This window comes from Aquiflexum gelatinilyticum (genome assembly GCF_024741135.1).
GTDB lineage: Bacteria > Bacteroidota > Bacteroidia > Cytophagales > Cyclobacteriaceae > Cognataquiflexum > Cognataquiflexum gelatinilyticum.
Genome location: NZ_JANSUY010000013.1, coordinates 183,677 through 208,132, shown reverse-complemented (window position 1 = coordinate 208,132; position 24,456 = coordinate 183,677). Strand labels below are relative to the sequence as shown.

General features: G+C 40.7%; 22 protein-coding genes. 11 read left to right on the top strand and 11 right to left on the bottom strand.

What is annotated here, in order from left to right; translation table 11 throughout:
- Positions 1-295 precede the first annotated feature (295 nt).
- Positions 296-1,732: an aldehyde dehydrogenase family protein gene (locus NU887_RS14690; protein ID WP_258424136.1), complete on the top strand. Its 1,437-nt coding sequence runs from the start codon at positions 296-298 to the stop codon at positions 1,730-1,732.
- A 70-nt stretch (positions 1,733-1,802) separates the two neighbouring features.
- Entirely contained in the window at positions 1,803-2,900 is a 1,098-nt protein-coding gene (locus NU887_RS14685) for a P1 family peptidase (protein WP_258424161.1), read from the top strand.
- Between the two features lie 29 nt (positions 2,901-2,929).
- On the opposite strand, the gene NU887_RS14680 is transcribed toward NU887_RS14685, so the two are convergent.
- The 4 genes from NU887_RS14680 to lysA form a co-directional block, all read right to left on the bottom strand.
- Complete coding sequence (locus tag NU887_RS14680) at positions 2,930-3,442, bottom strand: hypothetical protein (RefSeq protein WP_258424135.1); 513 nt, start codon at positions 3,440-3,442, stop codon at positions 2,930-2,932.
- Between the two features lie 89 nt (positions 3,443-3,531).
- Positions 3,532-5,061: a cryptochrome/photolyase family protein gene (locus tag NU887_RS14675; protein WP_258424134.1), complete on the bottom strand. Its 1,530-nt coding sequence runs from the start codon at positions 5,059-5,061 to the stop codon at positions 3,532-3,534.
- An 18-nt stretch (positions 5,062-5,079) separates the two neighbouring features.
- On the bottom strand, positions 5,080-6,990 hold the full coding sequence (locus NU887_RS14670; RefSeq protein ID WP_258424133.1) for a T9SS type B sorting domain-containing protein: 1,911 nt from the start codon (positions 6,988-6,990) through the stop codon (positions 5,080-5,082).
- Between the two features lie 385 nt (positions 6,991-7,375).
- Positions 7,376-8,608 (bottom strand): diaminopimelate decarboxylase, encoded by a 1,233-nt coding sequence (gene lysA / locus NU887_RS14665; protein ID WP_258424132.1) that lies wholly within the window; start codon positions 8,606-8,608, stop codon positions 7,376-7,378.
- 160 nt (positions 8,609-8,768) lie between these two features.
- Between lysA and NU887_RS14660 the strand changes: the two genes are divergently transcribed.
- The 3 genes from NU887_RS14660 to NU887_RS14650 are packed head-to-tail and all read left to right on the top strand — an operon-like array spanning position 8,769 to position 12,405.
- A complete protein-coding gene (locus NU887_RS14660) occupies positions 8,769-10,478 on the top strand; it encodes a sensor histidine kinase (RefSeq protein WP_258424131.1) in 1,710 nt (569 codons plus the stop codon).
- Complete coding sequence (locus NU887_RS14655; protein ID WP_258424130.1) at positions 10,475-11,167, top strand: response regulator transcription factor; 693 nt, start codon at positions 10,475-10,477, stop codon at positions 11,165-11,167. Before NU887_RS14660 ends, NU887_RS14655 begins: the two co-directional genes overlap by 4 nt.
- A gap of 2 nt (positions 11,168-11,169) precedes the next feature.
- A complete protein-coding gene (locus NU887_RS14650; protein WP_258424129.1) occupies positions 11,170-12,405 on the top strand; it encodes an exo-alpha-sialidase in 1,236 nt (411 codons plus the stop codon).
- A 238-nt stretch (positions 12,406-12,643) separates the two neighbouring features.
- Here the strand turns inward: NU887_RS14650 and rlmH are convergent, their stop codons facing one another.
- Entirely contained in the window at positions 12,644-13,117 is a 474-nt protein-coding gene (rlmH, locus tag NU887_RS14645; RefSeq protein WP_258424128.1) for a 23S rRNA (pseudouridine(1915)-N(3))-methyltransferase RlmH, read from the bottom strand.
- A gap of 373 nt (positions 13,118-13,490) precedes the next feature.
- Between rlmH and NU887_RS14640 the strand changes: the two genes are divergently transcribed.
- Positions 13,491-13,991 (top strand): fasciclin domain-containing protein, encoded by a 501-nt coding sequence (locus NU887_RS14640; RefSeq protein WP_258424127.1) that lies wholly within the window; start codon positions 13,491-13,493, stop codon positions 13,989-13,991.
- 231 nt (positions 13,992-14,222) lie between these two features.
- On the opposite strand, the gene NU887_RS14635 is transcribed toward NU887_RS14640, so the two are convergent.
- On the bottom strand, positions 14,223-14,738 hold the full coding sequence (locus NU887_RS14635; protein WP_258424126.1) for a YcxB family protein: 516 nt from the start codon (positions 14,736-14,738) through the stop codon (positions 14,223-14,225).
- Positions 14,739-14,906: 168 nt separating this feature from the next.
- Between NU887_RS14635 and NU887_RS14630 the strand changes: the two genes are divergently transcribed.
- A complete protein-coding gene (locus NU887_RS14630; protein ID WP_258424125.1) occupies positions 14,907-15,137 on the top strand; it encodes a hypothetical protein in 231 nt (76 codons plus the stop codon).
- Here the strand turns inward: NU887_RS14630 and NU887_RS14625 are convergent, their stop codons facing one another.
- Positions 15,138-15,557: a Fur family transcriptional regulator gene (locus tag NU887_RS14625; protein WP_258424124.1), complete on the bottom strand. Its 420-nt coding sequence runs from the start codon at positions 15,555-15,557 to the stop codon at positions 15,138-15,140.
- Between the two features lie 195 nt (positions 15,558-15,752).
- The gene (locus tag NU887_RS14620) at positions 15,753-18,281 is read right to left on the bottom strand and encodes a zinc-dependent metalloprotease (protein ID WP_258424123.1); all 2,529 of its coding nucleotides are present in this window, start codon (positions 18,279-18,281) and stop codon (positions 15,753-15,755) included.
- Positions 18,282-18,405: 124 nt separating this feature from the next.
- Between NU887_RS14620 and NU887_RS14615 the strand changes: the two genes are divergently transcribed.
- Complete coding sequence (locus tag NU887_RS14615; RefSeq protein WP_258424122.1) at positions 18,406-19,518, top strand: NAD(P)/FAD-dependent oxidoreductase; 1,113 nt, start codon at positions 18,406-18,408, stop codon at positions 19,516-19,518.
- Positions 19,519-19,645: 127 nt separating this feature from the next.
- Here NU887_RS14615 and NU887_RS14610 read toward each other — a convergent pair whose 3' ends face one another.
- On the bottom strand, positions 19,646-20,539 hold the full coding sequence (locus NU887_RS14610) for a UbiA family prenyltransferase (protein ID WP_258424121.1): 894 nt from the start codon (positions 20,537-20,539) through the stop codon (positions 19,646-19,648).
- 89 nt (positions 20,540-20,628) lie between these two features.
- Here NU887_RS14610 and NU887_RS14605 point away from each other — a divergent pair, with 89 nt between their 5' ends.
- From NU887_RS14605 to NU887_RS14595, 3 genes are read left to right on the top strand one after another with little or no spacing between them, the layout of a single operon-like run.
- On the top strand, positions 20,629-21,705 hold the full coding sequence (locus NU887_RS14605; RefSeq protein ID WP_258424120.1) for a type III polyketide synthase: 1,077 nt from the start codon (positions 20,629-20,631) through the stop codon (positions 21,703-21,705).
- Positions 21,705-22,412, top strand: coding sequence for a methyltransferase domain-containing protein (locus NU887_RS14600; RefSeq protein ID WP_258424119.1), 708 nt, complete (start codon positions 21,705-21,707; stop codon positions 22,410-22,412). The genes NU887_RS14605 and NU887_RS14600 overlap by 1 nt, the downstream gene beginning before the upstream one ends.
- Before the next feature lie 42 nt (positions 22,413-22,454).
- Positions 22,455-23,303 carry a mechanosensitive ion channel family protein gene (locus NU887_RS14595; protein WP_258424118.1) on the top strand — a complete coding sequence of 283 codons (849 nt, stop codon included), beginning with the start codon at positions 22,455-22,457 and terminating at the stop codon, positions 23,301-23,303.
- A gap of 70 nt (positions 23,304-23,373) precedes the next feature.
- Here NU887_RS14595 and NU887_RS14590 read toward each other — a convergent pair whose 3' ends face one another.
- Together NU887_RS14590 and NU887_RS14585 are read right to left on the bottom strand one after the other, a co-directional pair.
- A complete protein-coding gene (locus NU887_RS14590) occupies positions 23,374-24,213 on the bottom strand; it encodes a hypothetical protein (RefSeq protein WP_258424117.1) in 840 nt (279 codons plus the stop codon).
- Positions 24,214-24,259: 46 nt separating this feature from the next.
- Entirely contained in the window at positions 24,260-24,445 is a 186-nt protein-coding gene (locus tag NU887_RS14585; RefSeq protein ID WP_258424116.1) for a hypothetical protein, read from the bottom strand.
- Between the last annotated feature and the right edge of the window lie 11 nt (positions 24,446-24,456).

The window sequence follows — 24,456 nt, the reverse complement described above, 5'->3', positions numbered from 1 at the left end:
TTATGCATTTATATGTTTACTAAACGCTTAAATTTCTGTTAGTCATTAAAAATTGAAAAATAAAAAAGGGGTGATCAACCCCTTTTCCTTTTTGTCTTTTTTTCATCTTTCAATTGCTGAAGGTATTTTTTTATAATCTCCAGCCTCTGATTGTCTCCCAAACTGAATTGAGGAACAATCCTTTCCAAGCTCCATTGCATAATCATTGTTTATTTTGGCTTATTTTACGTAGCCAAAAAAGATTTGTTTTTTCGGATTCGTTCTCTGAAATTGATAGATATTAAAGCCAAGGACCATGCAACAAACCCAAGAACTTGAATTAATAGATTCCCGGCTAGAGGATATTTTCTTGATTCAAAAGCAACAGGCGATTAAGCTTCGGAATAGCACTGCTTCACAGCGGATTGCACTTTTGAAAAGATTACTTGAATGGATCAATAAAAATCAGGAAGATATCCGAAAAGCTGTCCATGCCGATTACCAAAAGCCTTATCCGGAAATTGATGTGACGGAGATTTTTCCTGTATTGATTGAAATCAACCATGCAATCAAGCATCTTGAACATTGGATGAAACCGAAAAAAGTGGGAACTCCCTTGATTTTCCTTGGTACAAAAGCATACGTTCAATATGAACCAAAAGGAGTAAGCTTGATCATTGCTCCTTGGAATTATGCTTTCAACCTAGCTGTAGGTCCTTTGGTATCAGCGGTTGCGGCAGGATGCCCTGTCATCATCAAACCTTCTGAGATGACGCCCCATACATCTGCTTTGCTAAGAAGAATGATGGCCGAAATCTTTGATACACATACAGTGGAAGTCATCGAAGGGGGTGTGGAAATCTCACAGATGCTTTTGTCTAAGCCATTCGACCATATATTTTTTACCGGAAGCCCGGCAGTAGGCAAAATAGTAATGAAAGCTGCCGCTGAACACCTGACATCAGTCACATTAGAATTGGGGGGAAAATCACCTGTTTTGATTTTGGATGATGCCGACCTTAAGGATACTGCTGATAAAATCACGGCTACCAAATTCCTCAATTGTGGGCAGACCTGCATAGCCCCGGATTATATTTTGATCCCTGAGAGGTTGAAAGATGCCTTTGTCGAAGAAATGAAAAAAAGCATTGAAAAAATGTATGGCTCCAATAAAAATGGAATTGAGGGTTCAAAGGACTATTCCAGAATTGTGAATGAAAGCCATTTTAAAAGGATACAGCATATTCTTTCCGATGCCAATTTGAAAGGAGCAAAAATCGAATTTGGTGGTAACTCAAACGGTCAGGAAAACTACATTGAACCCACCATTCTTTCCCATGTCACTTGGGAAATGAAAGTCCTCCAAGAGGAAATCTTTGGACCGATTCTTCCCGTGGTGACTTATGACAATCTAGATGGCGCGATCATGATAGTCAACCAACAACCCAAGCCCTTGGCTTTTTATGTGTTCTCCAAGAATTACAAAAAAATCAATGCCATTTTCAATGAGACTTCCTCAGGGGCGGCATTAGCCAATGACTGTGCCGTACATTTTCTTCACCGGGAACTTCCTTTTGGCGGTGTCAATAACAGCGGCCTTGGCAAATCTCACGGACATTTTGGGTTCTTGGCATTCAGCAATGAAAAAGCCGTCCTGAAGCAGCGAGTAGGTTCAGCTGCTGTCAATCCCTTGTTTCCTCCTTTTACTTTGGTCAAAAAGAAACTGGTCAAAGGAATCCTGAAATGGCTTTGATTGAATATGACAAATCCTAAAATCCTGTATTTTGAAAAATAGAATTTCGATCTCCATTATCCTTATATATATGATGTCACAATCACTCGCCTTTGGACAATCAAGACCCCGTGACCTAGGGATACGTATTGGAGTGATGCAATCCGGTCCACAAAACGCCATCACAGATGTGGCAGGGGTGAAAGTCGGAGAAACCACACTAATCAATGGAGAAAATGTAAGAACAGGCGTGACAGCAATTATTCCACATCAAGGCAATCTCTTTCAATCAAAAGTTCCTGCAGCTGTATTTGTGGGAAATGGATTTGGCAAACTTGCAGGAACTACCCAAATCGAAGAATTGGGAAATATTGAATCCCCCATCATCCTGACCAATACCTTGGGTGTAGCAGCAGGGATCGAAGGAGTGGTAGCATATACTTTGTCGCAACCCGGAAATGAAAATGTACAATCGGTGAATGCAGTCGTCGGGGAGACCAATGATGGATACCTTAATGATATACGAGGACGACATGTGAAAACGGAAGATGTGCTTGCAGCCATTACAAATGCCAAAGAAGATAAAGTTTTGGAGGGAAATGTCGGAGCAGGAACAGGTACGGTATGTTTTGGATTCAAGGGCGGGATCGGAACTTCCTCTCGGAAATTGCCCGAATCATTGGGTGGATACACGGTTGGGGTTTTGGTGCAAACCAATTTCGGTGGGGTTTTGCAGATTGACGGGGTTCCGATAGGGGTGGAATTAGGCAAATACAGTTTTATGGACCATATGTCTTCTGTTGACGGATCCTACATGATCGTCGTGGCAACCGATGCACCTGTCAATGAAAGGAACCTGAAAAGAATCGCACAAAGGGCCATGATGGGATTAGCCAAAACAGGAGGAATCGCCTCCAATGGTTCGGGAGATTATGTGATTGCTTTTTCCAATTATCCCGGCAACTTGATTTCTCATAATTCCCCATCCCTTGAACTCCAAAAACCCACTTACTTGCAAAATGATGACATGAGTGCACTTTTTCTAGCCACCATCGAAGCAACAGAAGAAGCTATCATCAATTCACTTTTTGCAGCGGAAGATATGATCGGAAAAGAGGGGAGAGAAGTAAAGGCTTTGCCAAAAGAAGAGGTTTTAGAGATTATGAAGGGATATAGAAAAATAGAATAAACCAAAGTGTTTTCCCAGTTTAAATTTTTTCATTTTAAATCAGATTGTTTAATTATCCAAGTTTCAGATTTATAAAAATTGTCCATGGTATCTTCAGCATGTAAGTTTAATTTTAACCCAATTAATCGGGAATAGGGAATATTATTAAGTAATCTTAGTTCCTTACTTTCTTCAATAATTTTTTCTGGCAGAATATAGGGATCAGATATATTATATTTCCTTGTTGTTGAATCAATTATAATATCACTCTCTAATAATTTGATTTTATAAAATTTTAGTTTGATTGGTTTAGCAGAATGATTTTTGATTTGAACATTAAAAAGAAGGAAATTTAAAATTTCTTCATGTTTAAATTTTCTGAATAAACTATTTGGCCAAACTTTCAAAATAATTTTTCTTTCTTCCTTTTTCAATTCTCTTTCCTCTGCTCTTTTTGAGATTTCATAAGAATCTTTGCTAATCTTATTTGCTCTTTTTGCTATCAAAGCTGAAATTAATGAAACTGCAATTGCAATAATGGATAACCAGTCTGAATATTTCATTTTCGAATTTAATTAATTTTGATTAACCAATCTTGGTATAAATAAATCTTCTCTATCGAATTCCATTCCTTTTTTAGTATAATTCGCCCTTACAATCTATCTAAGTTTTCCAAGTACTTTTCTGCCTGCTCCAGGATTTTCGATTTGTCTTTCATCTTTTCCCAGGTCTTGTAGGCCATTCCTATTCTTGGGTTCTTGGCTAATTTGTCTTCATTTCTATTGTAGAAATGCCAATAGAGGCTGTTGAATGGACATGCGTTTTCTCCTGTTTTGAGATTTTTGTCATAATGGCATCCCTTACAGTAGTCACTCATTTTGTCTATGTAATTGGCAGAGGAAACATAAGGCTTGGTACCCACGATACCTCCATCTGCAAACTGACTCATGCCTCGCGTATTGGTGATTTCTACCCATTCGATAGCATCAATATAGATCCCCAAATACCACCGATCCACCTCATCAGGATCTATTCCTGCTAATAGGGCAAAGTTTCCAGTTACCATCAATCTTTGGATATGGTGTGCATAAGACTTTTCTAAAGACTGTCCGATGCTATGTCTCATACAATTCATTTTGGTCTTACCTGTCCAATAGAATTCAGGCAGTTTTCTTTCGTGCCCAAAGAAATTCAAAGTCGCATATTCAGGCATTTTGGCCCAATAGACTCCGCGCATATATTCCCGCCAACCGATAATTTGCCGGATAAATCCTTCGACTTGGGCAATGTTGATCCTGTCCTGATTTGCAAACCAATACTGCTCTACTTTTTCCACCACTTCAAGCGGGGAAAGCATTTTGGTATTCAAACTGAAACTGAGCCTGCTATGAAATAAAAATGCATCTCCCGTATATATTGAGTCTTGGTATTCGCCAAAACTGTCCAAGAGTTTTTCACAGAAATAATCGAGAACTTGAAGGCTTTCCTCTCTAGTAACAGGCCATTCAAAGTTTTTCTCATCTATAGAACCGATCGTCTCCACCTCCATGGTATGGATTACTCCGACAATTTCACTTGCATTTTTTGGAAATACCTTGGGCGCTATGAGAAGCAAGGGATCACGGAATTTGTTGCGGTTGTCTTGGTCGTAGTTCCATTTTCCCGTCAAAGGCTCTTTTCCATCCATAAGGACATCATACTTTTTCCTCATTTCCCGGTAAAAAGTCTCCATCAAAAATGTCTTTTTCCCCTTGAAGAATTCTGTCAAAAATTCTCTTGAGGTTAAAAAATGTTCCGAATCAAAATGCCGGGAGGGAATCGAAAGGGATTTGCAGAAATCTGCCAACTGCCGATCAAGCCGATATTCATCCGGCAATAAATATTCAAATCTGTTGAAATTTTCCTTTTCTATCAGAAATGAAAGATTTCCAGTAAGACTTTGAGTATTATCAGGATGGTCAAGATTTAAATATGCGACTTGATGACCTTGGTTTTGAAGGGAATTTGCAAAATTTCTCATGGCTAAAAAGAATCCGACCACTTTTTGGATATGGTGGCGGACATAGCCTGTTTCTTGTTTGATTTCCATCATGACATAGGTCATGTCAGGATTTGTTTTTTCAAACCAAGAATGCTGAATATTGAGTTGATCGCCTAAGATCAGGCGTAGCGTTTTAGACATAAATGATGCATGGAATGATTACCATACACCGTTTGCCAACATTTTGTTTTCTCTAATAAGTGAAACGGTACCAGCTTTTTCGATCATTTCACCGTTCGGAGTCTGAAAGCTGACTTTGTACACGTAATTGCCGCTTGGCAATAATTGACCATTCAAAGTTCCATTCCATCCTTCATTGCTTTTAGAACCATTCGAAAAAATCATTTCTCCCCATTTATTAAAAATATACATTCTGTATCCGCTTATTCCTTTTGTTTCAGGCTTGAACACATCATTTAATCCATCACTATTCGGAGTAAAAGCATTCGGCATCATCAGGTATTCGCTGACTTCATTTACTTTTACTTCCTCTTTCTGAACAGAAGAGCAACCATATATATCATACGCTTTTAAAACCACCTCAAATTCTCCGGGCATCTTAAACACATGGATTGGGTCTTTTTCCAATGAAAAAGTACCATCACCAAAACTCCACTCCCATGCGATGAATTCCTCTGAAATTTTACTTTCAAATTTCAATTGGTCATCTACCAATATTTCATCTTCTGTGTTCAATTTCACTTTTTTGACATCAAAACCAAGCCTGTCTTTAGCAGCGATATTGCTGTAGTCGACAAAAATCCTCTCAGTGATCTTGCATCCATTCGCGTCAGTCACTTCCACAGAAAGTTCTCTCTCTGTCAAAAATTCAATTTCCTGAGTGTTTTTATCAAGGTTCAACCATTTGATTTGATAAGGGGCTTTTCCGCCTTTAATGCTTACCCAAGCCACTCCTTTGGCAGCATTGGTCTCACAGTTTACATCTACTGTTGTTTCTATTTTTGCAGAAAGTTTTTCAGGTCCCGAGACAGTAAAAATTTTTGTAATCTCGCAGCCTATCGAATCTGTGATTTTGACAATGTATTCACCTGTTGTCAGATTTTCAAGGTCTTTTTCTTTGGAACCATTGTTCCATAAAAATGTATAAGGGGCGATTCCCCCTTGGATATCTAGCGATATTTTACCTGTTTCTGCATCAGCACATAACAAGACCTCTGAAATTTCAGCAATGACAGTCATAGGTTCGGAGGCTTTTACAGTATAGGTTTTGGAAATGGTACATCCATTTGCATCAGTAACTTTCAAAGCATATTCTCCTGCTTCCAAGTCGGTGATTTTATCTGAGGTATTTCCATTAGACCAAAGGTATTGAAAAGGTGCTTTTCCTCCGGAAGCGGTAACTTTGATGGCGCCTAAAGGCTCATTGGAGCAGGATATGTTTTCAATTTCTTCTTCTAGCTGAATAGCTTCAGTAATGGAATTGATTTCAAAGTAAATCGTCTGATGACAGTTGAATTGGTCAGAGACTTTTACAAAATAAGTGCCTGATTGAAGGTCTTCTGCATGAAGTGTATTTGTCAGGCCGTGACTCCATTCGATTTTATAGGGTTCACCCCTTCCCATTTTGATGTTAATCTTGGCTTCTCCATTGGAATTATTACAGGTTACATGTTTGGTTTCAGCCATCTCGATGATCAAAGGAAAAGGAGGCTGAACCACTATTTTCTCTTTGATCTCATGACCTGCATTGTCTTTAATCCAAACGGTATATGTCCCGGAAAGTAAACTGTACCTGTTTTGTACAGTCTGCAAATTATTCCAGACAAAAGTATACGGGGGAACACCGCCGGAAACATCAAGTAGGATGTGGCCTCTATCGGCATGAGAACAGAGTGCCAATTGACCGCTCACTGTTACAGACATATCACCGGGATCTGGAGTCCCACTCTGGTCCATAACTCTGAACACATTACCATCCAAGGTGACTGGTCTCCTGATCTTGCTGTACAAATGCTCGAGATAGATCCCTTGAGAAAGAGCAAAATGACCCAAGCCCTGAAAAAAAATCAGGAAAATCAGGGTTTTGAAGAGTCTTCTTTGCCAGTTCATGACGTACTATTTTTGACCTTTACAGCGCTCTTTGACCATGGGATTCTGTGGTTGAAAAGCAAAAATCTGTCTTTGGTAAATAGAAATATTATTTTATGTTATTTGAATAAAACAAAATGATATTTCTGTCTTTGGGTGATTGGATTTAATAAAAGAAATTTTATGCTAAAAAACCAATAAACCGAATCCCAACTTTAGTAATCAAAAGTTCCTTCAATCGGCTTTTTTACAATCAATTTCAAAAACTTAAAGAAGACCTGCTTTTTTTGCGATATGAAGTGAAATAAAAAAGTTTATAAAAACCTGAAAAAATTAAACCCCAAGCTCCTAAAAATTGAAAAACCCGACTTTTTTTAGTCGGGCTTCTATTTTGAATCGGGTTTTGTTACAATCCAATATCGAGCTGATGTCTCAGGATATCTTCAAAGGTTTCCCTTTCTCTGATAAGATTTGCTTTGCTATTTAGGATCAATACCTCAGCAGGACGGAGTCTTGAATTATAATTGGAAGCCATGCTATATCCATATGCGCCGGCGTTTTTGATTGCCAAAATATCCCCTTCTTGTACCTCTTTAAGTTTTCTGTCTGCTGCGATGGTATCTGTCTCACAGATGTAGCCGACGATGGTATAGATCCTTTCGGGTCCGTCGAGTTTTGAAATATTGATTACTCCATGATAGGCATCATACATCATTGGTCGGATCAGATGATTTAGCCCCGTATCTACTCCGACAAAAGTGGAGGCAGGTGTTGGCTTGACCACATTGACTTTTGCCAAAAGATAGCCTGATTCGGATACGAGAAATTTCCCGGGTTCAAACCAGATCTCCAAATCAGTTCCATATTCTTTGCAGAATACTTTGAAGGCCTGAGAAACTTTGGCACCGACTTCCTCTATATCTGTGGAAATATCATCCGGTTTGTAAGCTACTTTGAAACCGCCACCAAAATCAAGGAATTTCAATCCTTTAAATTCTCTTGCAGCATCAAAAACAATATTGGCTCCCCTAAGGAAAACTTCAGCGTCCAAAATATCTGATCCGGTGTGGATATGAAGACCAATAACATGGAGGTTATGTGCTTCCACAACTTTGAGTACATGCTTCAACTGAAGAATGGAAATGCCAAATTTGCTGTCTATATGACCCACCGATATTTTCGCATTTCCGCCTGCAAGAATATGTGGATTGAGTCGGATGCAAATCGGAACTTTATTTCCAAAGTATGTGCCGAAATGCTCCAACATCGGAATATTGTCAATGTTGATCATTACGCCTAGGGCGACTGCCTCTTGTATTTCTTCAAAAGAGACACTGTTAGGGGTATACATGATCTCATGCGGTTCAAAACCGGCATATTGACAGAGTTTGACTTCCTCTATGGAGACGGCATCCACTCCCGTTCCGGCTTTTTTCATCAATTTCAGGATATTGATATTGGAAAGTGCTTTGGTGGCATATTTGATTTTGAGGTTGACTCCTGAAAATGATTTTTGCAAAAGCTTGACTTTTTCAAGGATTTTCTCTCCGTCATACACATATAGTGGTGTGCCATATTCTTGTGCCAAATCGATCAAAGAAACTCCCTGAATCTGAAATTGCTGGTCTTTTACTTCCATTTAACTAATATTAAGCCCCAAAGATAAGGATAGAACTACAATAAAAAAGATTGAAAATTGGCTCCTTTAATCTTCTTTGATTGAAATCCGTTTGGTAATTTCCAGAGTTAAATTATGTTAAGCCCATCCCTTCCCACCCAATAAGGCATAAATTTGCAGCATGTCGAGTTCTCAGATGAAACTGATTATTATATTGATGTCCATCTCTAGCCTTGGTCTGGTGGGCTTCCAATACTATTGGATCAGGAATGCACTCCGTATCAATGAGGAAAGATTTGAGCAGGCAGTCTACCAATCATTGGCCGCTACGGTCAATCAAATGGAAAAAGGAGAGACAAGCGATATATTTTTAAGTTACCTCGCCAAAGACACATTGCTGCAACAATCCCTCACCCAAAAGATCGAACCTATTGTGGTGCAGGTAAGGCAAAGGCCTAATTCCCGGAGAAGACCTTCCGTAATGGATACTTTGCTGCAACAGCCGATTCCACAGATCAGCCAAAGCTTCAAAAGGTTGATTGAGGCTAGGGGATTGGATATTTCCATCATGACAGATTTGGATAATTTCTTTACAAACCTCACTCCTGAGATTGCCTCTTCCATGTTTACACCTGATGAGATGGAAATACTCCTGCAGGAGAGGGAGCGACAGTTTCAATACCTCAATCAAAACGAGAAAATTTTCAGAAGCCGGTACGGGATTGTCCGTGACGGTGAATTTGAAGAAGAATACAACATTCCTGTAGATGCTTTGGAAAAAATCCGAAGCGCAAACCTGAAGATTGATTTTATGAACAGGGCTTGGGAAGAATTGATCGGTGAAAAGGACATTCTTGCCAGGATGGATACCGGACAGGTAAGGATGTTAGTCAAAAATAACCTGAAAGAAAAAGGAATAGAACAGTCGTTTGAATTGGGGATTCTTGACAACAATGGGAAATTTTTACCTATTACCAATTCAGCTGATTCATTCTCACTGATGAGCTCAAGGATGCAGGCAAGATTGTTTCCAAGTGACATCATCTCTCAAGAAAATTACCTTTTAGTCAATTTCCCTAACAAAAGGGCTTATGTCTTTCGACAAATCTGGCTTCCGGTACTCAGTTCAATCTTGTTTATTGGTGTGGTGATTTTCTGTTTTGTATATGCCATAAGGGTGATCATCAGACAAAAAAATCTTTCTGAAATCAAGAATGATTTCATCAACAACATGACCCATGAATTCAAGACCCCAATTGCGACGGTCAGTCTTGCTGTGGAAGCTTTGCAGGATCCGGATCTGTTGAATCAGGAATCCTTCCGCAAGAGATACCTGAGCATCATAAAGGATGAAAACAAAAGATTGGGAGGACAGGTCGAAAAAGTCTTGCAGGCAGCCACTTTGGAAAAAAAGGAATTCAGTCTGAAATTGGAATATGTCAACTTGATTGATTTACTGGAAGATGCCAAATCCCAATTTGAATTGCAGGTTGAAAATAAAGGAGGTAAAATCACGCTTGAAAATGAAATTGGTGACCCATATATGATGTCTGATGCATTTCATTTGGCACACATCTTCAATAACCTTCTCGATAACGCCAACAAGTACTCCAAAGAAAGTCCTATCATCCATATCAAAGTTTGGGATCAAAATGGATATGCCTTTGTTTCCATTCAGGACAATGGTATAGGCATGTCCAAAGAAGTGACAAAGAAAATTTTTGACAAGTTTTATAGGGTTCCCACAGGCAATGTACACGATGTAAAAGGCTTTGGATTAGGATTATCTTATGTCAAAACCATCATAGAAGCCCACAAGGGTGAAATCACAGTAAACAGTGAACCAGGAAAAGGAAGTATATTTACCATCAAACTCCCCAAGACACCATGAGCAAACCAAAACTATTAGTAGTAGAAGATGATCCGAATCTAGGGGATATCCTACAGGAATACCTTACCATGAAGGGCTATGAAACCACCCTTTGCCGTGACGGAGAGGAAGGATGGTCCAAGTTCAAAAAGGACAAATACAGCATGGCCATCCTGGATATCATGATGCCAAAGAAAGACGGCTTTACCCTAGGCAAAGAAATCAAGAAAGTACAGGAAGACTTGCCTATAATCTACCTGACAGCAAAAAATCTCAAAGAAGACATCATTGAAGGTCTCAAAATCGGTGCGGATGATTATATCACCAAACCTTTTAGCATGGAGGAATTGCTACTCCGCATTGGGGCTATCCTAAGGAGAACGCAAAAACAGGAAGAAGTGACGACTTTGAAGCAATACCGTTTTGGGGAATTTGAACTTCACTATGATGAGCAATACATCAAGGGGCCATCAGGTGTCCACAAACTTACCTCCAAAGAGAATGAACTGATCAGGCTTTTAGCTTCAGAAATCAACAAACTGGTAAACAGAAGCCATGCCCTGAAGCAGATTTGGGGAGATGATTCTTATTTCAATGCGCGAAGCATGGATGTATACCTCAGCAAAATCAGGAAAATCCTCAAAGACGATCCCAAAGTACAGATCATTACGATCCACGGAGAAGGTTTTAAAATGGTGGTAACAGACTAAAAATGATCAAAAAAATCAACAATCAAATTATTGCAATGGGCTTCCTCTTGGGGACAGCCCTTTTTTCTTGTGGTGAAAAAAAGCAGGAAACCATTGCGCCTTCTGTTGAAATAGTGGAAGAATTTTCCTCTGTAAATGCCCATATCGAAGAACCGTATCTTTTCACTTCTCTCAAAGGCGAAACCTATCTTTCTTGGATAGAAAAATCTGATTCCATCAATATTTTTAAATTCTCCAAGTTGGAAGGGGATACCTTTTCCCTCGAAACCACCATTGCCCATGGAACAGATTGGTTTGTAAACTGGGCGGATTATCCACAGATGTCAGCTTTTGCAGACGGGACGTTGGTCGCTGCATTCTTGCAGAAAAGCGGAGAAGGAACCTTTGCATATGATGTCCGGATCACTATTTCCAAAGATGGGAAGCAATGGTCCGAACCCTTTGTCCTCCACGATGACAAGACCCAAACAGAACATGGCTTTGTTTCCATGGTTCCTTGGGGAGAAAATATGCTCGTCAGTTGGTTGGATGGGAGGAATACCGGAGGTGGAGGCCACGACCATAGCCATGACCACGGTCACCATGGTCAGATGACGGTCAGGGCAGCAGTATTGGATACTGATGGGAATAAAATAGACGAATGGGAATTGGACAACAGGGTTTGTGATTGCTGTCAGACGACCGCGACGATGACCGAGGAAGGTCCCGTGGTGATCTTCAGAGACAGGTCCGAAACAGAAATCAGGGATTTGGGAATTGCAAAATTTGAAAACGGAAATTGGAAGGAAACGGCACCGGTTTATATGGATTTGTGGGAAATAGCCGCCTGTCCCGTCAACGGCCCTAGAGTCTCTGCCTTGGGAAATCAGGTTGCTGTGGCTTGGTACACAGGTGCAAAGGACAATCCTGAAGTGAAAGTTTCCTTTTCCGAGGACAATGGAAAGTCCTTTGAAACGCCTACCAAAATCGACCTGGGGCAAACCCTTGGACGGGTGGACATTGAAATGATAGCCCAAGACAAAGCGATGGTATGTTGGATGGAAGAGGGAAAGATTCTTGTCAGGTCAGTAGATTCCTCCGGAAAATTGGGCAATCCTATCCAAGTGGCTACCTCATCCGACAAAAGAAGCAGTGGTTTTCCCCAAATGACCAATAACGGAAATTCCCTTTGGTTTGCTTGGACGGATGATTCCGGGGATTTAAAGAGGGTTAAGGTTGCGAAAATGGAGGATATTTGATGGCTTGATGTCCGATTCAATCTATGACGTCACTCTGAGTGTAGCGAAGAGTCTTTTTTATTTAGGGATCTTTCTCCCGTACAGCTGTCGGGATCGTACCTCTGATACAAGATGACGCTACACCAATCGTCATTCCCCAATTTCTTTAATCTTACGTCTTACGTCTTATGTCTCGATTCTCGTCTCTTGCTTCTTATCCCCCTGCCAATCTCACGTCTCATATCTCTTGTCTCACGTCTTATTGATGGTGATAAGGTTCATTCTTCAGGATCGTAAAAGCCCGATACAGTTGTTCCACAAAAAATACCCTGACCATTTGGTGGGAAAAGGTCATTTTGGAAAGGGAGATTTTGCCGTTTGCCCTTTGGTACACTTCAGCTGAAAATCCATAAGGGCCGCCGATGACGAAGATCAATTGCTTCAAACCTGTATTCATTTTCTTTTGGAGGTATTCCGAAAAATCCACTGACGAATATTGCTTTCCCTGTTCATCGAGCAGCACCAACTCATCTGAAGTCTGGACTTTTTTCAGGATCAGTTCTCCTTCTTTTTCCTTTTGGGAAGCTTCACTGAGATTTTTGGAGTTTTTTAGATCGGGTATGATTTCCAACTCGAACTTGATATAAAAACCCAAGCGCTTGCTATATTCCTCCACAAGGGACTGAATGGCTGCATGGTCTGTTTTGCCGACGGCGATAAGTCTGATCTGCATCCTGCAAAATAATTAAAGCTTAACCGAATAATCTGAATTTTGGAAATAATTGTGATGAAGGATTTGTGTTAAGGTGGAAGGGCAGGTTGGATAATTGGAAAGCTAATGAAAAATCAGATTCTCATCTCCTGCTTTTCCATTAGAACAATACTTTCCCAAACCCCACTTCAGAATTTTTCTGCGCCAGTCAGCGCAATCTGCGGGAGCTACGATTTGATACCGTCCAAATAAATCATTTCTATAAACAGCCATTTTTTGTAAACAAACGGTCGTATGCCGTACGTCAAAATCTCTTAACATAATTTCACAAGTATTTGAAAAACAATAGGATAGGCTTTGGACTTTATATTGCCTAACCAAAACTATTGTTACCATGAAAAAATTATTTGCCATTGCGATGTTGTTCACATTCTTTTTAACTTCATCCTTCACATTGAACAAAAATGCCACTTTGAACCCGGAAGCAGATATCGTTGATCTTGCGGTTCAGACCGAATTCCTTTCCACCTTGGTAGCCGCTGTCAAAGCCGGTGACTTGGTCGGTGTCCTGAAGGGTGATGGCCCTTTTACAGTTTTTGCTCCTACAAATGAGGCTTTCGCTAAACTTCCTGCGGGAACAGTGGAAAATCTTTTGAAGCCTGAAAACAAAGCCCAATTGGTTGCGGTATTGACTTACCACGTAGTTCCGGGAAAAGTCTATTCCAAAGACCTCAAAAACGGAATGAAGGCTAAAACTGCCCAAGGTTCTGAAGTAACCATCACTTTGAAAGACGGAAAGGCCATGGTTAACAATGCCACTGTAACGACAGCTGACATCGAAGCTTCCAATGGTGTGGTTCACGTGATTGACACGGTGATCCTTCCGAAAATGTAACAAGTCAACTGACCACGGTCGACAGACGACAGCCACTTTAATTGAAATCAATTCTTCAAATCCAAAGTGGCAGATTTTAAAAATCAAGACAAAAAAGGCCTGATTCAAACCTAATCAGGCCTTTTCGTTTTACTATTTATTTATCTTTTTTTCTTGATTCAAATCATATGAATCCAAGTTCTGAGTGCAGATGAAGGGGCCATGGACAGTGGACTGTGGTCTGTGGTCTATTTACTTTTTCCCTTCCGCTGTTGCTATTTTTCCTGAAGATTGTTCAGGCAGATATCCTTTTCTTCTAAGAATTGCCTCCATAAATTTCCTTTCATTCTCCGTGTTGAAAATTTTGAAAGGAAGGTATATGAATTGGGCTTTGGACATGGTCAGGATATAGGCTTCTTTGGTCAGGTCCACTTTTTTGATCAGATCCCATTTGATGGGCATTCCCTGTTGGACATTGAGCTTCATCAATATCTGCCTACTGTCAATCTCGTAGGACATTTTTTCAAAGATGACCTTGTTCTGTTCCATTTGGGTGACGCCTGCAAATTGGATAACCCAAAAAAGCCAATATAAGGCATAAGCCAAAATGGCCATGCTGATCCACCACCAAGAGGCAATCCAAAAATAACCGCAACCTATAGCAATGGCGATCAGCACCACCCACCATTGTTCTTTGAGGATATTGGTCAATCCCAACTTGATATAGGTTCCTGTTTCTAATTGATATTTTTTTGTTTTGACTATCATTACTTCATTTTTTTCGTGCGCAAATATCTAATGATATCCCTTATTTCACAAGCTAAACAAGAAACCAATTCATTTTTTTAAAAATTCTTAAATCAATATTGTCTTTGATGAGTTAATTGATTGACTTCTACATGGTTTTGTAGTAAATTGATTCAAATTTCATTGCATATGAGTAGCTTGATAGTTGATTTGGTCTTATGTGGAGTTGCCTATGTGGTACTGATTTATTTTGTAGCGACCATGACCAAGTCAAATTTGGGGCGAAATTCAGACAGCAGTGATGATGGAGATGGTGGTGTTGAGGATTTTACCCCTCCTAAAATTGACTTGCCTCCCGGCGTAATTTGGCCAACTGATTCACCCACAAAAAAATCCCCCCGGGAACCTCTAGAAGTTTGATCAGTTGCATTTGTCGCAGACTCCCTGGATCAAAAGACTTACTTCTTTATTGATATATCCTTTGGGAAGAGTGATTTTTGGCAAACTCACTTCTTCTATACAAATGGTCCTCCCGCATTTTTCGCATTTGAAATGAACGTGTTCGTGGTCATGACTTTGTTCACCGGCATGTGAATGTGAACACAAAGCATATTTGGTGGCGCCGCTGTCATCAAGGACTTTATGGACGAGGTCATTGTCCAAAAAGGTCTTCAAAGTCCTGTATATTGTCACCCTGTCGAAATCCTTTTGCAACACTTCCTCCAAATCTGAATGGGAAAGAGCCATTTGCCTTTCCAAGAAAGTTTTTAATACTTCCTGTCTACAATTTGTAATCCGCAGGTTGTGTTCCTGAAGAATCTGAAGTGGGCTGTGGGACATCGCTTTAAAATATGTTTGGGTAAAAATAGGGACTTAGGACCATAACACAAAAAAAGGCCAAACTTGTTCAGCTTGGCCCTTTCTCAAGATTATTTATTATCCACTTTAAGCAAATAACCTACCTATTTTTAGAAATGATGGTTTTGAACCAATATCCATCAATATCAAATATCAATTAATATCAATTCAGACCTCTTACTTTGGATCCAGGATTTTATTGATTCGTTCCAAAGCATCTTCCAAATGGAGTTTGGAAAGTCTGTCTGAGGTTCTTGGAATCGCAGCGGTAATCTGTCTTTGTAGCGTTTTCAGTTCACCTCTCGCCATCGGCCTGATGTCAGATTGGGAAGCGTTGATCTGCGGACCAAGAAAAGCCCTGAACTGTGCAGGAAGGTTCGGTTCGTTACCGGTGAGCAACAATTCCAAGCGCTCTATATGCGCCCTTTGAAGACTTCTTCTGTGCACATCAATGGTTTTTCCGCTAGGTAATTCTGTCCATATTCCTCCACGGAGGTCATCAAACAGCTCCACCATGGTGTAGGCGTTTTTACCGTTTAGGGCTTCATTTTCGATCATTCTTCCAAGTCTACCCCATTCCAGGATTCCGTTCAAAGTGGTGACTTGCACGCCACGGATTCTTTCCAATGCCCCAAAATCACCTGTTCTTTCAATGATTTTTTCATCCATCAGCCAAGTCGGAGTTGCAAAAAGCTCCTTGTTGATAAATTGGACGGCTCGTTTTTGCTTGTTTTTGTCAGTGTGGACATAGACAGGTTCATCCTGTCCTGCTGATTTATAGAATTCATATACACCACCTACATTGGTTCTGATATGCCCCATGTATCTGTTGTATTGGCCGATGACCTGACCATACATTTCATTGAGGTCACTGTAATCTTTGAATGGCTTGTCTTCCTCAGCAGTCCATTTAGCCAGGTTAGGCAAGATGATTTTCAGATTTTTGATACCATAATCAGAAGCTTTCATCGCGTCATCACCCAAGTCCTCACTTTGACTGCTTGGATCATAACTGTTTCCCTGACGGCCAAATCGGTAAACCGGGTCTCCTTGCTTTGCCAAAATCCATTTGTCCAAAGTCGGTTGCTCTTCTTCTGGAGTCTTGGCTTCCAAAATCGGCCTATAACCCCATGCAATGGAATACTTGTCATAGGGTCCCACATCAGGCATCAAGCTGACATTTGCATCTCCCGGTTGAGCGATGTAGTTGAATCTCGCATAATCCATGATAGAAGGGGCGGTTCCAAATTCTTTGGTGAAAGTAGCTGAACGCAAAGAATCCACAGGATAGGCATGTGAAGAGGCAAAGTTGTGTGGTAGACCCAAAGTATGTCCCACTTCGTGCGAGGACACAAAGCGAATCAATCTGCCCATAGTTTCTTCTCTGAAATTGACTCCTCTTGCCTCAGGATTGACTGCTGCGGTTTGGATAAAGAACCAGTTTCTGAGTAGGTTCATCACATTGTGATACCAACCGATATCTGATTCAATGATCTCTCCCGATCGGGGATCGGACACGTGGGGACCATATGCATTTTGAATATCCGAGGCAAAATACCTGATGACAGAATACCTTGCATCCTCAGGACTCCAATCAGGATCTTCTTCTTTGGTAGGTGCGTCTTTGGCTAGAATGGCGTTTTTGAATCCGGCTTCCTCAAAAGCCTTCTGCCAATCTTCAATTCCTTGTTTTAGATAAGGTCTCCATCTTTCAGGTGTAGCAGGATCTATATAAAACACGATCGGTTTCTTTGGTTCTACCAATTCACCTCTCTTGAACTTCTCATAATCTTCCTCTTTCACTTCCAATCTCCAACGGTCAAGGAAAGTCCTTCTAGCAGCCTTTTGTTGGTCGAGTCCATAATCTACCACCGAGCGGCTAAACCAACCCACACGTCGATCAGACAGACGCTGCATCATCGGTTCTTCCGGCAACAATACCATAGAGGAATTCATTTCCACAGTAATCAATCCTGTGCTTGCATTGGAAGGTGGTTCGGTAGCGGCATAGGTCATGACATACCTTGCTTCGATATTGATCGGATAGGTGCTGATGCGCTCGATGTAGGAGCGCTCGTTGTCCAACCGGGTTACTTTGTATTCGGTTCTCCTGTTTCTAGGCAAACCGATTGCTTGAACGTCTTTTGAAAAAAGATCTGTCACCTCGATGACCACACCATTTTTGTCAGTTGCTTTTGCTTTGACGTCAAATTTCTGAAGAATAGGCTCTAAGTTAGAGCTTTTTACTGCAGTAAAAATTGGTAAAGAGTCAGCAGCAGTATTGCTGTAAGAAACCACTTTCAGTAGCACATTATCGCCGTTTTGATCCCATCTGACGAGCAAAGTGTTGGTTCTTTCACCTCCATAGCCGATTCCGTCTGCAGTCTTGGCAATGGTCGTGACGATGAGCATTTCTCTTCCGATGAGCGAATCAGGGATTTCGTAAAAATACTTGCCATCCAATTCATGGACTTTAAATAATCCATCTTTGGATTTGGCTTTATCAGTTATGACCTCTTCGTATGGCTTTGGTCCTGACTTTGGAGATGCCGGTCTTGCAGGAGCGGTTGCAGCCGCAGGAGGGGCATTTTTGGAATTTTTTTTCTTTTTCTTTTGGCCAAATGCTTCGTCACCGACGAAGATCATTCCGATCAAAAGAAGAAACGTCAATCCCTTTCGTAAATACATTTGGGTAAACTTCTTCATGTGTTATGTAGTTGACTTGATAATTAACTTTTGAAATTAACCCGTAATTCAGGGCTTTTCTTAAATTCAAAAGCCGAAATTTGATAAACGGCAATTCATTCCATTTAAAAGGCGCGACGGTTTTATGCAGCATTCAGAAATTATCATAATTGGTGGAGGCTTGGGGGGATTGATTGCTGCACACCAATTGGCGAAAAACGGAAGGGAGGTTTTGCTCATTGAAAAAAAATCTTACCCCTTTCACCGTGTCTGCGGAGAATATATTTCCAATGAAGTCAGGGATTTTTTGGTCGGTGAAAACCTTTTTCCCGAGGAAATAGGACCTTCTGACATCAATAAGTTTCAGCTGAGTTCAATCAAGGGAAACGTGGCCAATATGCCCTTGGACCTTGGAGGATTTGGTATCAGCAGGTATGCGTTTGATTTGTTTTTATACCAAAAAGCATCAGCAGCAGGGGTAAAATTCATGCTTCAGACCCAGGTGGAGGAAGTTGGATTTGAGTCAAAAGAAAACAGGTTTTTTCTCAAACTCAATAAAGGCAATTCCCTGTCTGCCAACCATGTCATCGGGGCTTTTGGCAAAAGGTCCAAAGTGGACAAAGCCATGGACAGGCCTTTTATGCATCAGCGCAGCCCGTTTATCGGTGTCAAATACCACATCAAAACGGACTTTGATCCGGATACTGTCGCCCTGCATAATTTTGAGGGGGGATATTGTGGCCTCAACCAAGTGGAAAAAGGGATTTTTAATCTTTGTTATTTGGGTTCAAAAGAGCAACTCCGACATTATGGAAGTATTCCTGAAATGGAAAAAGAGGTACTCCACAAAAATCCACATCTCAGGCAAATTTTTAAATACAGTGAATTCCTTTTTGACAAACCGGAAGTCATCAACGAGATCAATTTTTCACCAAAACAGCCGGTGGAAGACCACATCCTGATGGTCGGTGATGCGGCAGGTTTGATTACTCCGCTCTGCGGCAATGGCATGGCGATCGCGATCCACACAGGCAAATTGGCTGCTGAAGCCATTCTTCTTAACAAGGAGAGAATTCAGATAGAAAGCCAATACCGCAGCCAATGGGACCGTATTTTCAAAACCAGATTGTGGATCGGCAGAAAAGTGCAGTGGCTTTTTGGGTCAAAAGCAGTTTCAGAATTTTCAGTAGGACTGATCAAAAACTCTTCTTTTTTGGCTAAAGAGATTATGAAAAGGACACATGGGGAAGGATTTTAAATCAAAGCTTTGGGTGTTAGAAATGACATTAGTTAACCAACTGTCTTTCTTCATCCAAATTGATTTTGAGATATTGAAGATATTGATTTTAAAACCAATGTATCGTTTTGATTTAAAATTAGAGAAACTAACCTATAGCCTGCAAAATCTGCGTATTCTCTAAGAAATACCAGGCAAAGAAGATATTCAATGCAATGGCAGATATCCTGTTCATCCACATGGTCCAGGTATAATTGGTGTATTTTTGTTCATCCTTCTGCACAAAAGAAAACCAGACCAGAAAAAACAAAATCACCGGAAGCATGGCGCCTAGGAATCCATAAAAGGCGCTTTCCTGATTCCTGCTTAGGAAAAACCAGCTGAAGCAGATACCCGTCACCAAAAACCAGACGCTTGAAAAAACAAACGTTCCTTTTTTGCCCAGTTTCAGACTCAGCGTGATATCCCCTCTTTTGGCATCTTCTTCGTGTTGGTAGACTTGCGTCAGAGGATAAGAACCCCACAGCATCAGACTGGACAGCAAGCCCGGAATCAAGACGTGGCTTTTGGTAAAAACCTCCCAACCAAAATCACTCAATCCCGCATAAGCCATGCAGAAAGTGAAGCATCCCTGAAAGAACCCTGCTACCACCCAACTTACATAGGCATACTTTTTGAGTCTGATGGAGGGATGGCTGTAAGCCATGGACACAAGGCTATAGACAAGCAGCATGCTGCTGAATTGCCAATTGATCATCAAACCAAGCGCCAGGGAAACCAAAAAAAACACCAAAGAAAGAAAATAAAGCCCTTTGGTGACTTTGGGCGGGTTGCGCAGACCGCCGATACTTTTTTCGTCCTTGTCAAAATAAGAATTGTAACCATTGCTCGAAGGGTAAAGAAACAAGTGCAAAGCTACCAGTACAATCAGCATCCTTTCGGGATTGTGGTTGGGGGTAAAAGCCAGAGCAAAAATGAATATCGGAAGGAGATAGAAGGAAAATGGAATTCTGAGGTGTTTCCAACTTGATAGTTTAAACATAAATAAATTTAGATTTTTAACTTTTAGGGTAAGGGATGGTTATCTTTCAGGTATCCCAAGTTAGAAAAAATAAGTGTAACTTAAATTTAATGAACAACCACATCGTAAGCATTGGCACAGCCAATCCTGGAAATCCTGTTCCCCAATTTCAGATCGGGGAATTTATGAAAATGGCCCATGGCTTGGATACTCAGGAATCAAGGAAATTAAATTTTGTATACCGGCAAACGGGAATAGAAAATAGATTCAGCGTGATTGAAGACTTCAATTTTGTCAATCCCGAAAAATTCAGCTTTTTTCCGAAAAACAAGGAATTGGAACCCTTTCCCTCCACCAAAATGAGGATGGGACTTTTTGAAAAATCAGCTTTAACTCTTGCAACAAGAGCCGTTGATGATTGCCTTTCCAAAACCCATATCCAAGCCAAGGAAATCACACATTTGATTTTGGTCTCCTGCACAGGCATGTTTGCGCCTGGCCTGGACCTGGAGATCATCCACGCCCTCGGTTTCCGAAATGACGTTGAGCGGTATGCCATCCATTTTATGGGTTGCTATGCGGCTTTCAATGCAATCAAGTTGGCAGACCGCATCTGTGACAGCGATCCCGGTGCCAAGGTGCTTGTACTCGCAATCGAGCTTTGTACCATTCATTTTCAGAAGGACTACACGGAGGACAATCTTTTGGCAAATGCCATTTTCGGTGATGGCGCTGCGGCGGCATTGGTGAGACGCCAACCGGTCGGATTGAAGATCAAAAAATACCATAGCCGGGTTTTCAAAGAAGGCGAAAGCGACATGGCTTGGTCTATCGGGGATTTTGGTTTCGAAATGAGGCTGAGCAAATATGTTCCTGATCTGTTGTACAAAGGCTTGAATGAGATCCTTGGCTACTTAGAGGAAGTCTTTCAACTGTCAAAAATCAAAAATTTTGCAATTCATCCGGGCGGAAAACAGATTTTACAAAAAGTGGAAAATGCCTTCCAAATCACACCTGAACAGAATTTACACTCCCATGAAATTTTGAAAGCTTTTGGAAACATGTCCTCAGCGACCATTTTATTTGTTTTGAAAAAATGGCTCCTAGACCCGGAATCCAATGGAGATATTTTGGCAATGGGATTTGGACCGGGGCTTACCTTGGAGACCCTTTTATTGGAAAAGTAATGGGAAAATTTGATCAGCGCTGCTATGACAAAGAGATCATGGATGACTTAGAAGTCGGAGGAGAAATCCTTAGGCAGACTTTGCGCGAGCTCCGCACCATCAACAGATTTTTGGGCGGCAACTATGTGACTACTTCAGGACTGGAGATTCTTTTGGACCGTGACAAAAACCGCAAATATACCATCGCCGATATCGGTTGTGGCGGCGGCGACATGCTGCGTGTTATGGCAGATTGGGCTTCAAAGAATGGATATGACTGCCAGTTTGTAGGAATCGATGCCAATGACCATACGGTCGCTATGGCAAAAGAGAATTTAAAAAATTATCCTAATGTCAGTTTTTTGACTCAGAATGTGTTTGACAGGGAGTTTGAAAACATCCAAGTGGACGTTTTTACCTGTACACTTTTTACACATCATTTTACCGATGAGGAACTAATTGTGCTTACAAGGGTTTTAAATAAGGGCGCATCTTTGGGTTTGGTCATCAACGACCTCCATCGCCATCCTTTGGCTTATTACAGCATCCGGTTTTTGACTGCTTTATTTTCCAAATCCCCCATGGTCCAAAATGATGGACCGCTTTCAGTTCTAAGGGGTTTTTCAAGAAAAGATATCAAGCATATTTTACAAAAAGCCGGGGTTGGACCTTTTCAGATCCAATGGAATTGGGCATTCAGATGGAGGGTAATTTGCAGATTCACTTAAATTTGGCCTTAAATTCATTTTACAAACCCTAATTAAATACGAATGGAAGAGTACGGAATTGACTTAAAAACTTTGGACCTTATCAAACAGCAGGCAGTTGACCTTGCTTTTTCTGTTGGACCGAAACTGATTCTCGGTCTTATCATTTACCTAGTAGGTAAGTATCTGATCAATTTGGTTCAGAAAATAATGAGTAAAGCATTTGAAAAGTCAGAGGTGGATCCTTCACTTGCTACTTTTCTGAAAAGTTTTGCAAAAGCCATTCTTTGGGTTTTGTTACTGATCAGCATTGCGACCACTATGGGAGTGGAGATGACTTCTTTTGTTGCGATACTGGGTGCGGCAGGTTTGGCAGTAGGTTTGGCATTACAGGGTTCCTTGGCCAATTTTGCAGGTGGGGTTTTGATCCTAATGTTTAAGCCATTTAAAGTTGGAGACACCGTGGAAGCACAGGGGACTACCGGGGAAGTGGAGAGTATTGACATCCTTTACACCAAAATCAAAAATTTTGACAATAAATTGGTGACAGTTCCAAATGGGATTTTGGCGAATAACCTGATCATAAATTACTCCCAAAAATCCACCCGAAGGGTAGATATGAAAGTGGGAATTGCCTATGGGACGGACATCAAAAAAGCGAGAAAAATTATTCTTGAAGTATTGAACAAAGACGAAAGGATACACAAAGAACCAGAATCGGTGGTATACTTTGGTAATTTCGGGGACAATTCTCTTGACCTTACCATCAGATGTTGGACAGATACTGAAAACCTTTGGCCGGTTTTTTGGGAAAACATGGAAGCAATCAAAGAGGCATTGGAGTTTAATGAGATAAGTATCCCTTTTCCCCAAAGAGATGTCCATCATTTTTATCCTGAAGGAAAGAAATAAAGAAAGGCCGGATTTCCGGCCTTTCTTTATTTGATTTAAAAATGATAATTGACTGTATTCTATCGGCTTCTCAGTCGAATTTCACTGTTACTGTTTTTTCATTGTGTGTAACTGAAGCAATTCGGTCACATTCACCATCCCCATAATCGATGCGGAATTTAGATTCCGAGTTTAATGTCAGGTCAACTATACCGGAAGATGGAATCCAATTTCCCTTATCGGTACATTCCTGGTTGAATACCAATTTTTGATCTATCAGAGACATAAACGGTATACCAAGTCTCGTAACTCCACCGGCACCTCCCGTCACTTCTAATTTAAATCCGCGATCAGCATTTGGCAAGAAAAGTTTTTTGAGGTATTCACCTTCCATTGTTGCGAATGTGCCATCAGGCCATGTGACCTTGCCATCAGAGATTACCGTTTCAAAAAGAAAGTATTTGTCATCAGCGTTAAAACCACGATGGATAAGTTTTCGGCGACCTTGAATTTTGAGACCATTGACTTCATAGCCATCAAATGCCAAGGTGATTTCTGTTCCTGACTCAAAGGACAACGCAGAAAAATACACCATGATCTTTCCTTTTCGTTTGATTCCTTTGGGGCTCGTACATCCTTCTCCAAAGTTGATAACAATTGACTTGTTGTTTGGATAAAAATCGACTTTGGTAGTCGAACAGTAATCGCTTTCCAGGCCGAGTTGAGTTCTCAAACCTAGACCGTTGCTTTGCATCGCAGACAAGGTAAAAAAGTCTGCTTCATCAAAAGCGGCATTAACTTGAGCCTCTTCATTGAGGACAGCGGTGTCCTGCTGAGGCAAAAGTTCTTCTGTTTTTTCACAAGAAAACATCAAAAAGATAATTCCTAGGGCAAACAGGAAAGTAGGGATTTGTGGGTGATTTACTTTCATGTGGATTAAGTTTTATCCTGAAAGTAACGCAAAAAAAATTAATAGGTTAATCAGTTTTAGGGAAATTTTTTGAAGAAATTTTATTCTTATCACCTGAATTTGAGGCACATCCAATATTCTTGGTAAGAGATACATTTTCCGGTATACCACCAAAACCGTCTGAAAAATCCCATTCGTCAGCCAAAGTCTCTTTTTGGTTTTTTGGTCTTTTAACCTTTTTTTCCTTTGCCATAATTTATCTGG

What these genes read in the sequence shown, in the direction of transcription:
- NU887_RS14690 (WP_258424136.1), top strand. Translation starts at nt 296, where the DNA reads ATGCAACAAACCCAAGAACTTGAATTAATAGATTCCCGGCTAGAGGAT.
- NU887_RS14685 (WP_258424161.1), top strand. Translation starts at nt 1,803, where the DNA reads ATGATGTCACAATCACTCGCCTTTGGACAATCAAGACCCCGTGACCTA.
- NU887_RS14680 (WP_258424135.1), bottom strand. Translation starts at nt 3,442, where the DNA reads ATGAAATATTCAGACTGGTTATCCATTATTGCAATTGCAGTTTCATTA.
- NU887_RS14675 (WP_258424134.1), bottom strand. Translation starts at nt 5,061, where the DNA reads ATGTCTAAAACGCTACGCCTGATCTTAGGCGATCAACTCAATATTCAG.
- NU887_RS14670 (WP_258424133.1), bottom strand. Translation starts at nt 6,990, where the DNA reads ATGAACTGGCAAAGAAGACTCTTCAAAACCCTGATTTTCCTGATTTTT.
- lysA (WP_258424132.1), bottom strand. Translation starts at nt 8,608, where the DNA reads ATGGAAGTAAAAGACCAGCAATTTCAGATTCAGGGAGTTTCTTTGATC.
- NU887_RS14660 (WP_258424131.1), top strand. Translation starts at nt 8,769, where the DNA reads ATGTCGAGTTCTCAGATGAAACTGATTATTATATTGATGTCCATCTCT.
- NU887_RS14655 (WP_258424130.1), top strand. Translation starts at nt 10,475, where the DNA reads ATGAGCAAACCAAAACTATTAGTAGTAGAAGATGATCCGAATCTAGGG.
- NU887_RS14650 (WP_258424129.1), top strand. Translation starts at nt 11,170, where the DNA reads ATGATCAAAAAAATCAACAATCAAATTATTGCAATGGGCTTCCTCTTG.
- rlmH (WP_258424128.1), bottom strand. Translation starts at nt 13,117, where the DNA reads ATGCAGATCAGACTTATCGCCGTCGGCAAAACAGACCATGCAGCCATT.
- NU887_RS14640 (WP_258424127.1), top strand. Translation starts at nt 13,491, where the DNA reads ATGAAAAAATTATTTGCCATTGCGATGTTGTTCACATTCTTTTTAACT.
- NU887_RS14635 (WP_258424126.1), bottom strand. Translation starts at nt 14,738, where the DNA reads ATGATAGTCAAAACAAAAAAATATCAATTAGAAACAGGAACCTATATC.
- NU887_RS14630 (WP_258424125.1), top strand. Translation starts at nt 14,907, where the DNA reads ATGAGTAGCTTGATAGTTGATTTGGTCTTATGTGGAGTTGCCTATGTG.
- NU887_RS14625 (WP_258424124.1), bottom strand. Translation starts at nt 15,557, where the DNA reads ATGTCCCACAGCCCACTTCAGATTCTTCAGGAACACAACCTGCGGATT.
- NU887_RS14620 (WP_258424123.1), bottom strand. Translation starts at nt 18,281, where the DNA reads ATGAAGAAGTTTACCCAAATGTATTTACGAAAGGGATTGACGTTTCTT.
- NU887_RS14615 (WP_258424122.1), top strand. Translation starts at nt 18,406, where the DNA reads ATGCAGCATTCAGAAATTATCATAATTGGTGGAGGCTTGGGGGGATTG.
- NU887_RS14610 (WP_258424121.1), bottom strand. Translation starts at nt 20,539, where the DNA reads ATGTTTAAACTATCAAGTTGGAAACACCTCAGAATTCCATTTTCCTTC.
- NU887_RS14605 (WP_258424120.1), top strand. Translation starts at nt 20,629, where the DNA reads ATGAACAACCACATCGTAAGCATTGGCACAGCCAATCCTGGAAATCCT.
- NU887_RS14600 (WP_258424119.1), top strand. Translation starts at nt 21,705, where the DNA reads ATGGGAAAATTTGATCAGCGCTGCTATGACAAAGAGATCATGGATGAC.
- NU887_RS14595 (WP_258424118.1), top strand. Translation starts at nt 22,455, where the DNA reads ATGGAAGAGTACGGAATTGACTTAAAAACTTTGGACCTTATCAAACAG.
- NU887_RS14590 (WP_258424117.1), bottom strand. Translation starts at nt 24,213, where the DNA reads ATGAAAGTAAATCACCCACAAATCCCTACTTTCCTGTTTGCCCTAGGA.
- NU887_RS14585 (WP_258424116.1), bottom strand. Translation starts at nt 24,445, where the DNA reads ATGGCAAAGGAAAAAAAGGTTAAAAGACCAAAAAACCAAAAAGAGACT.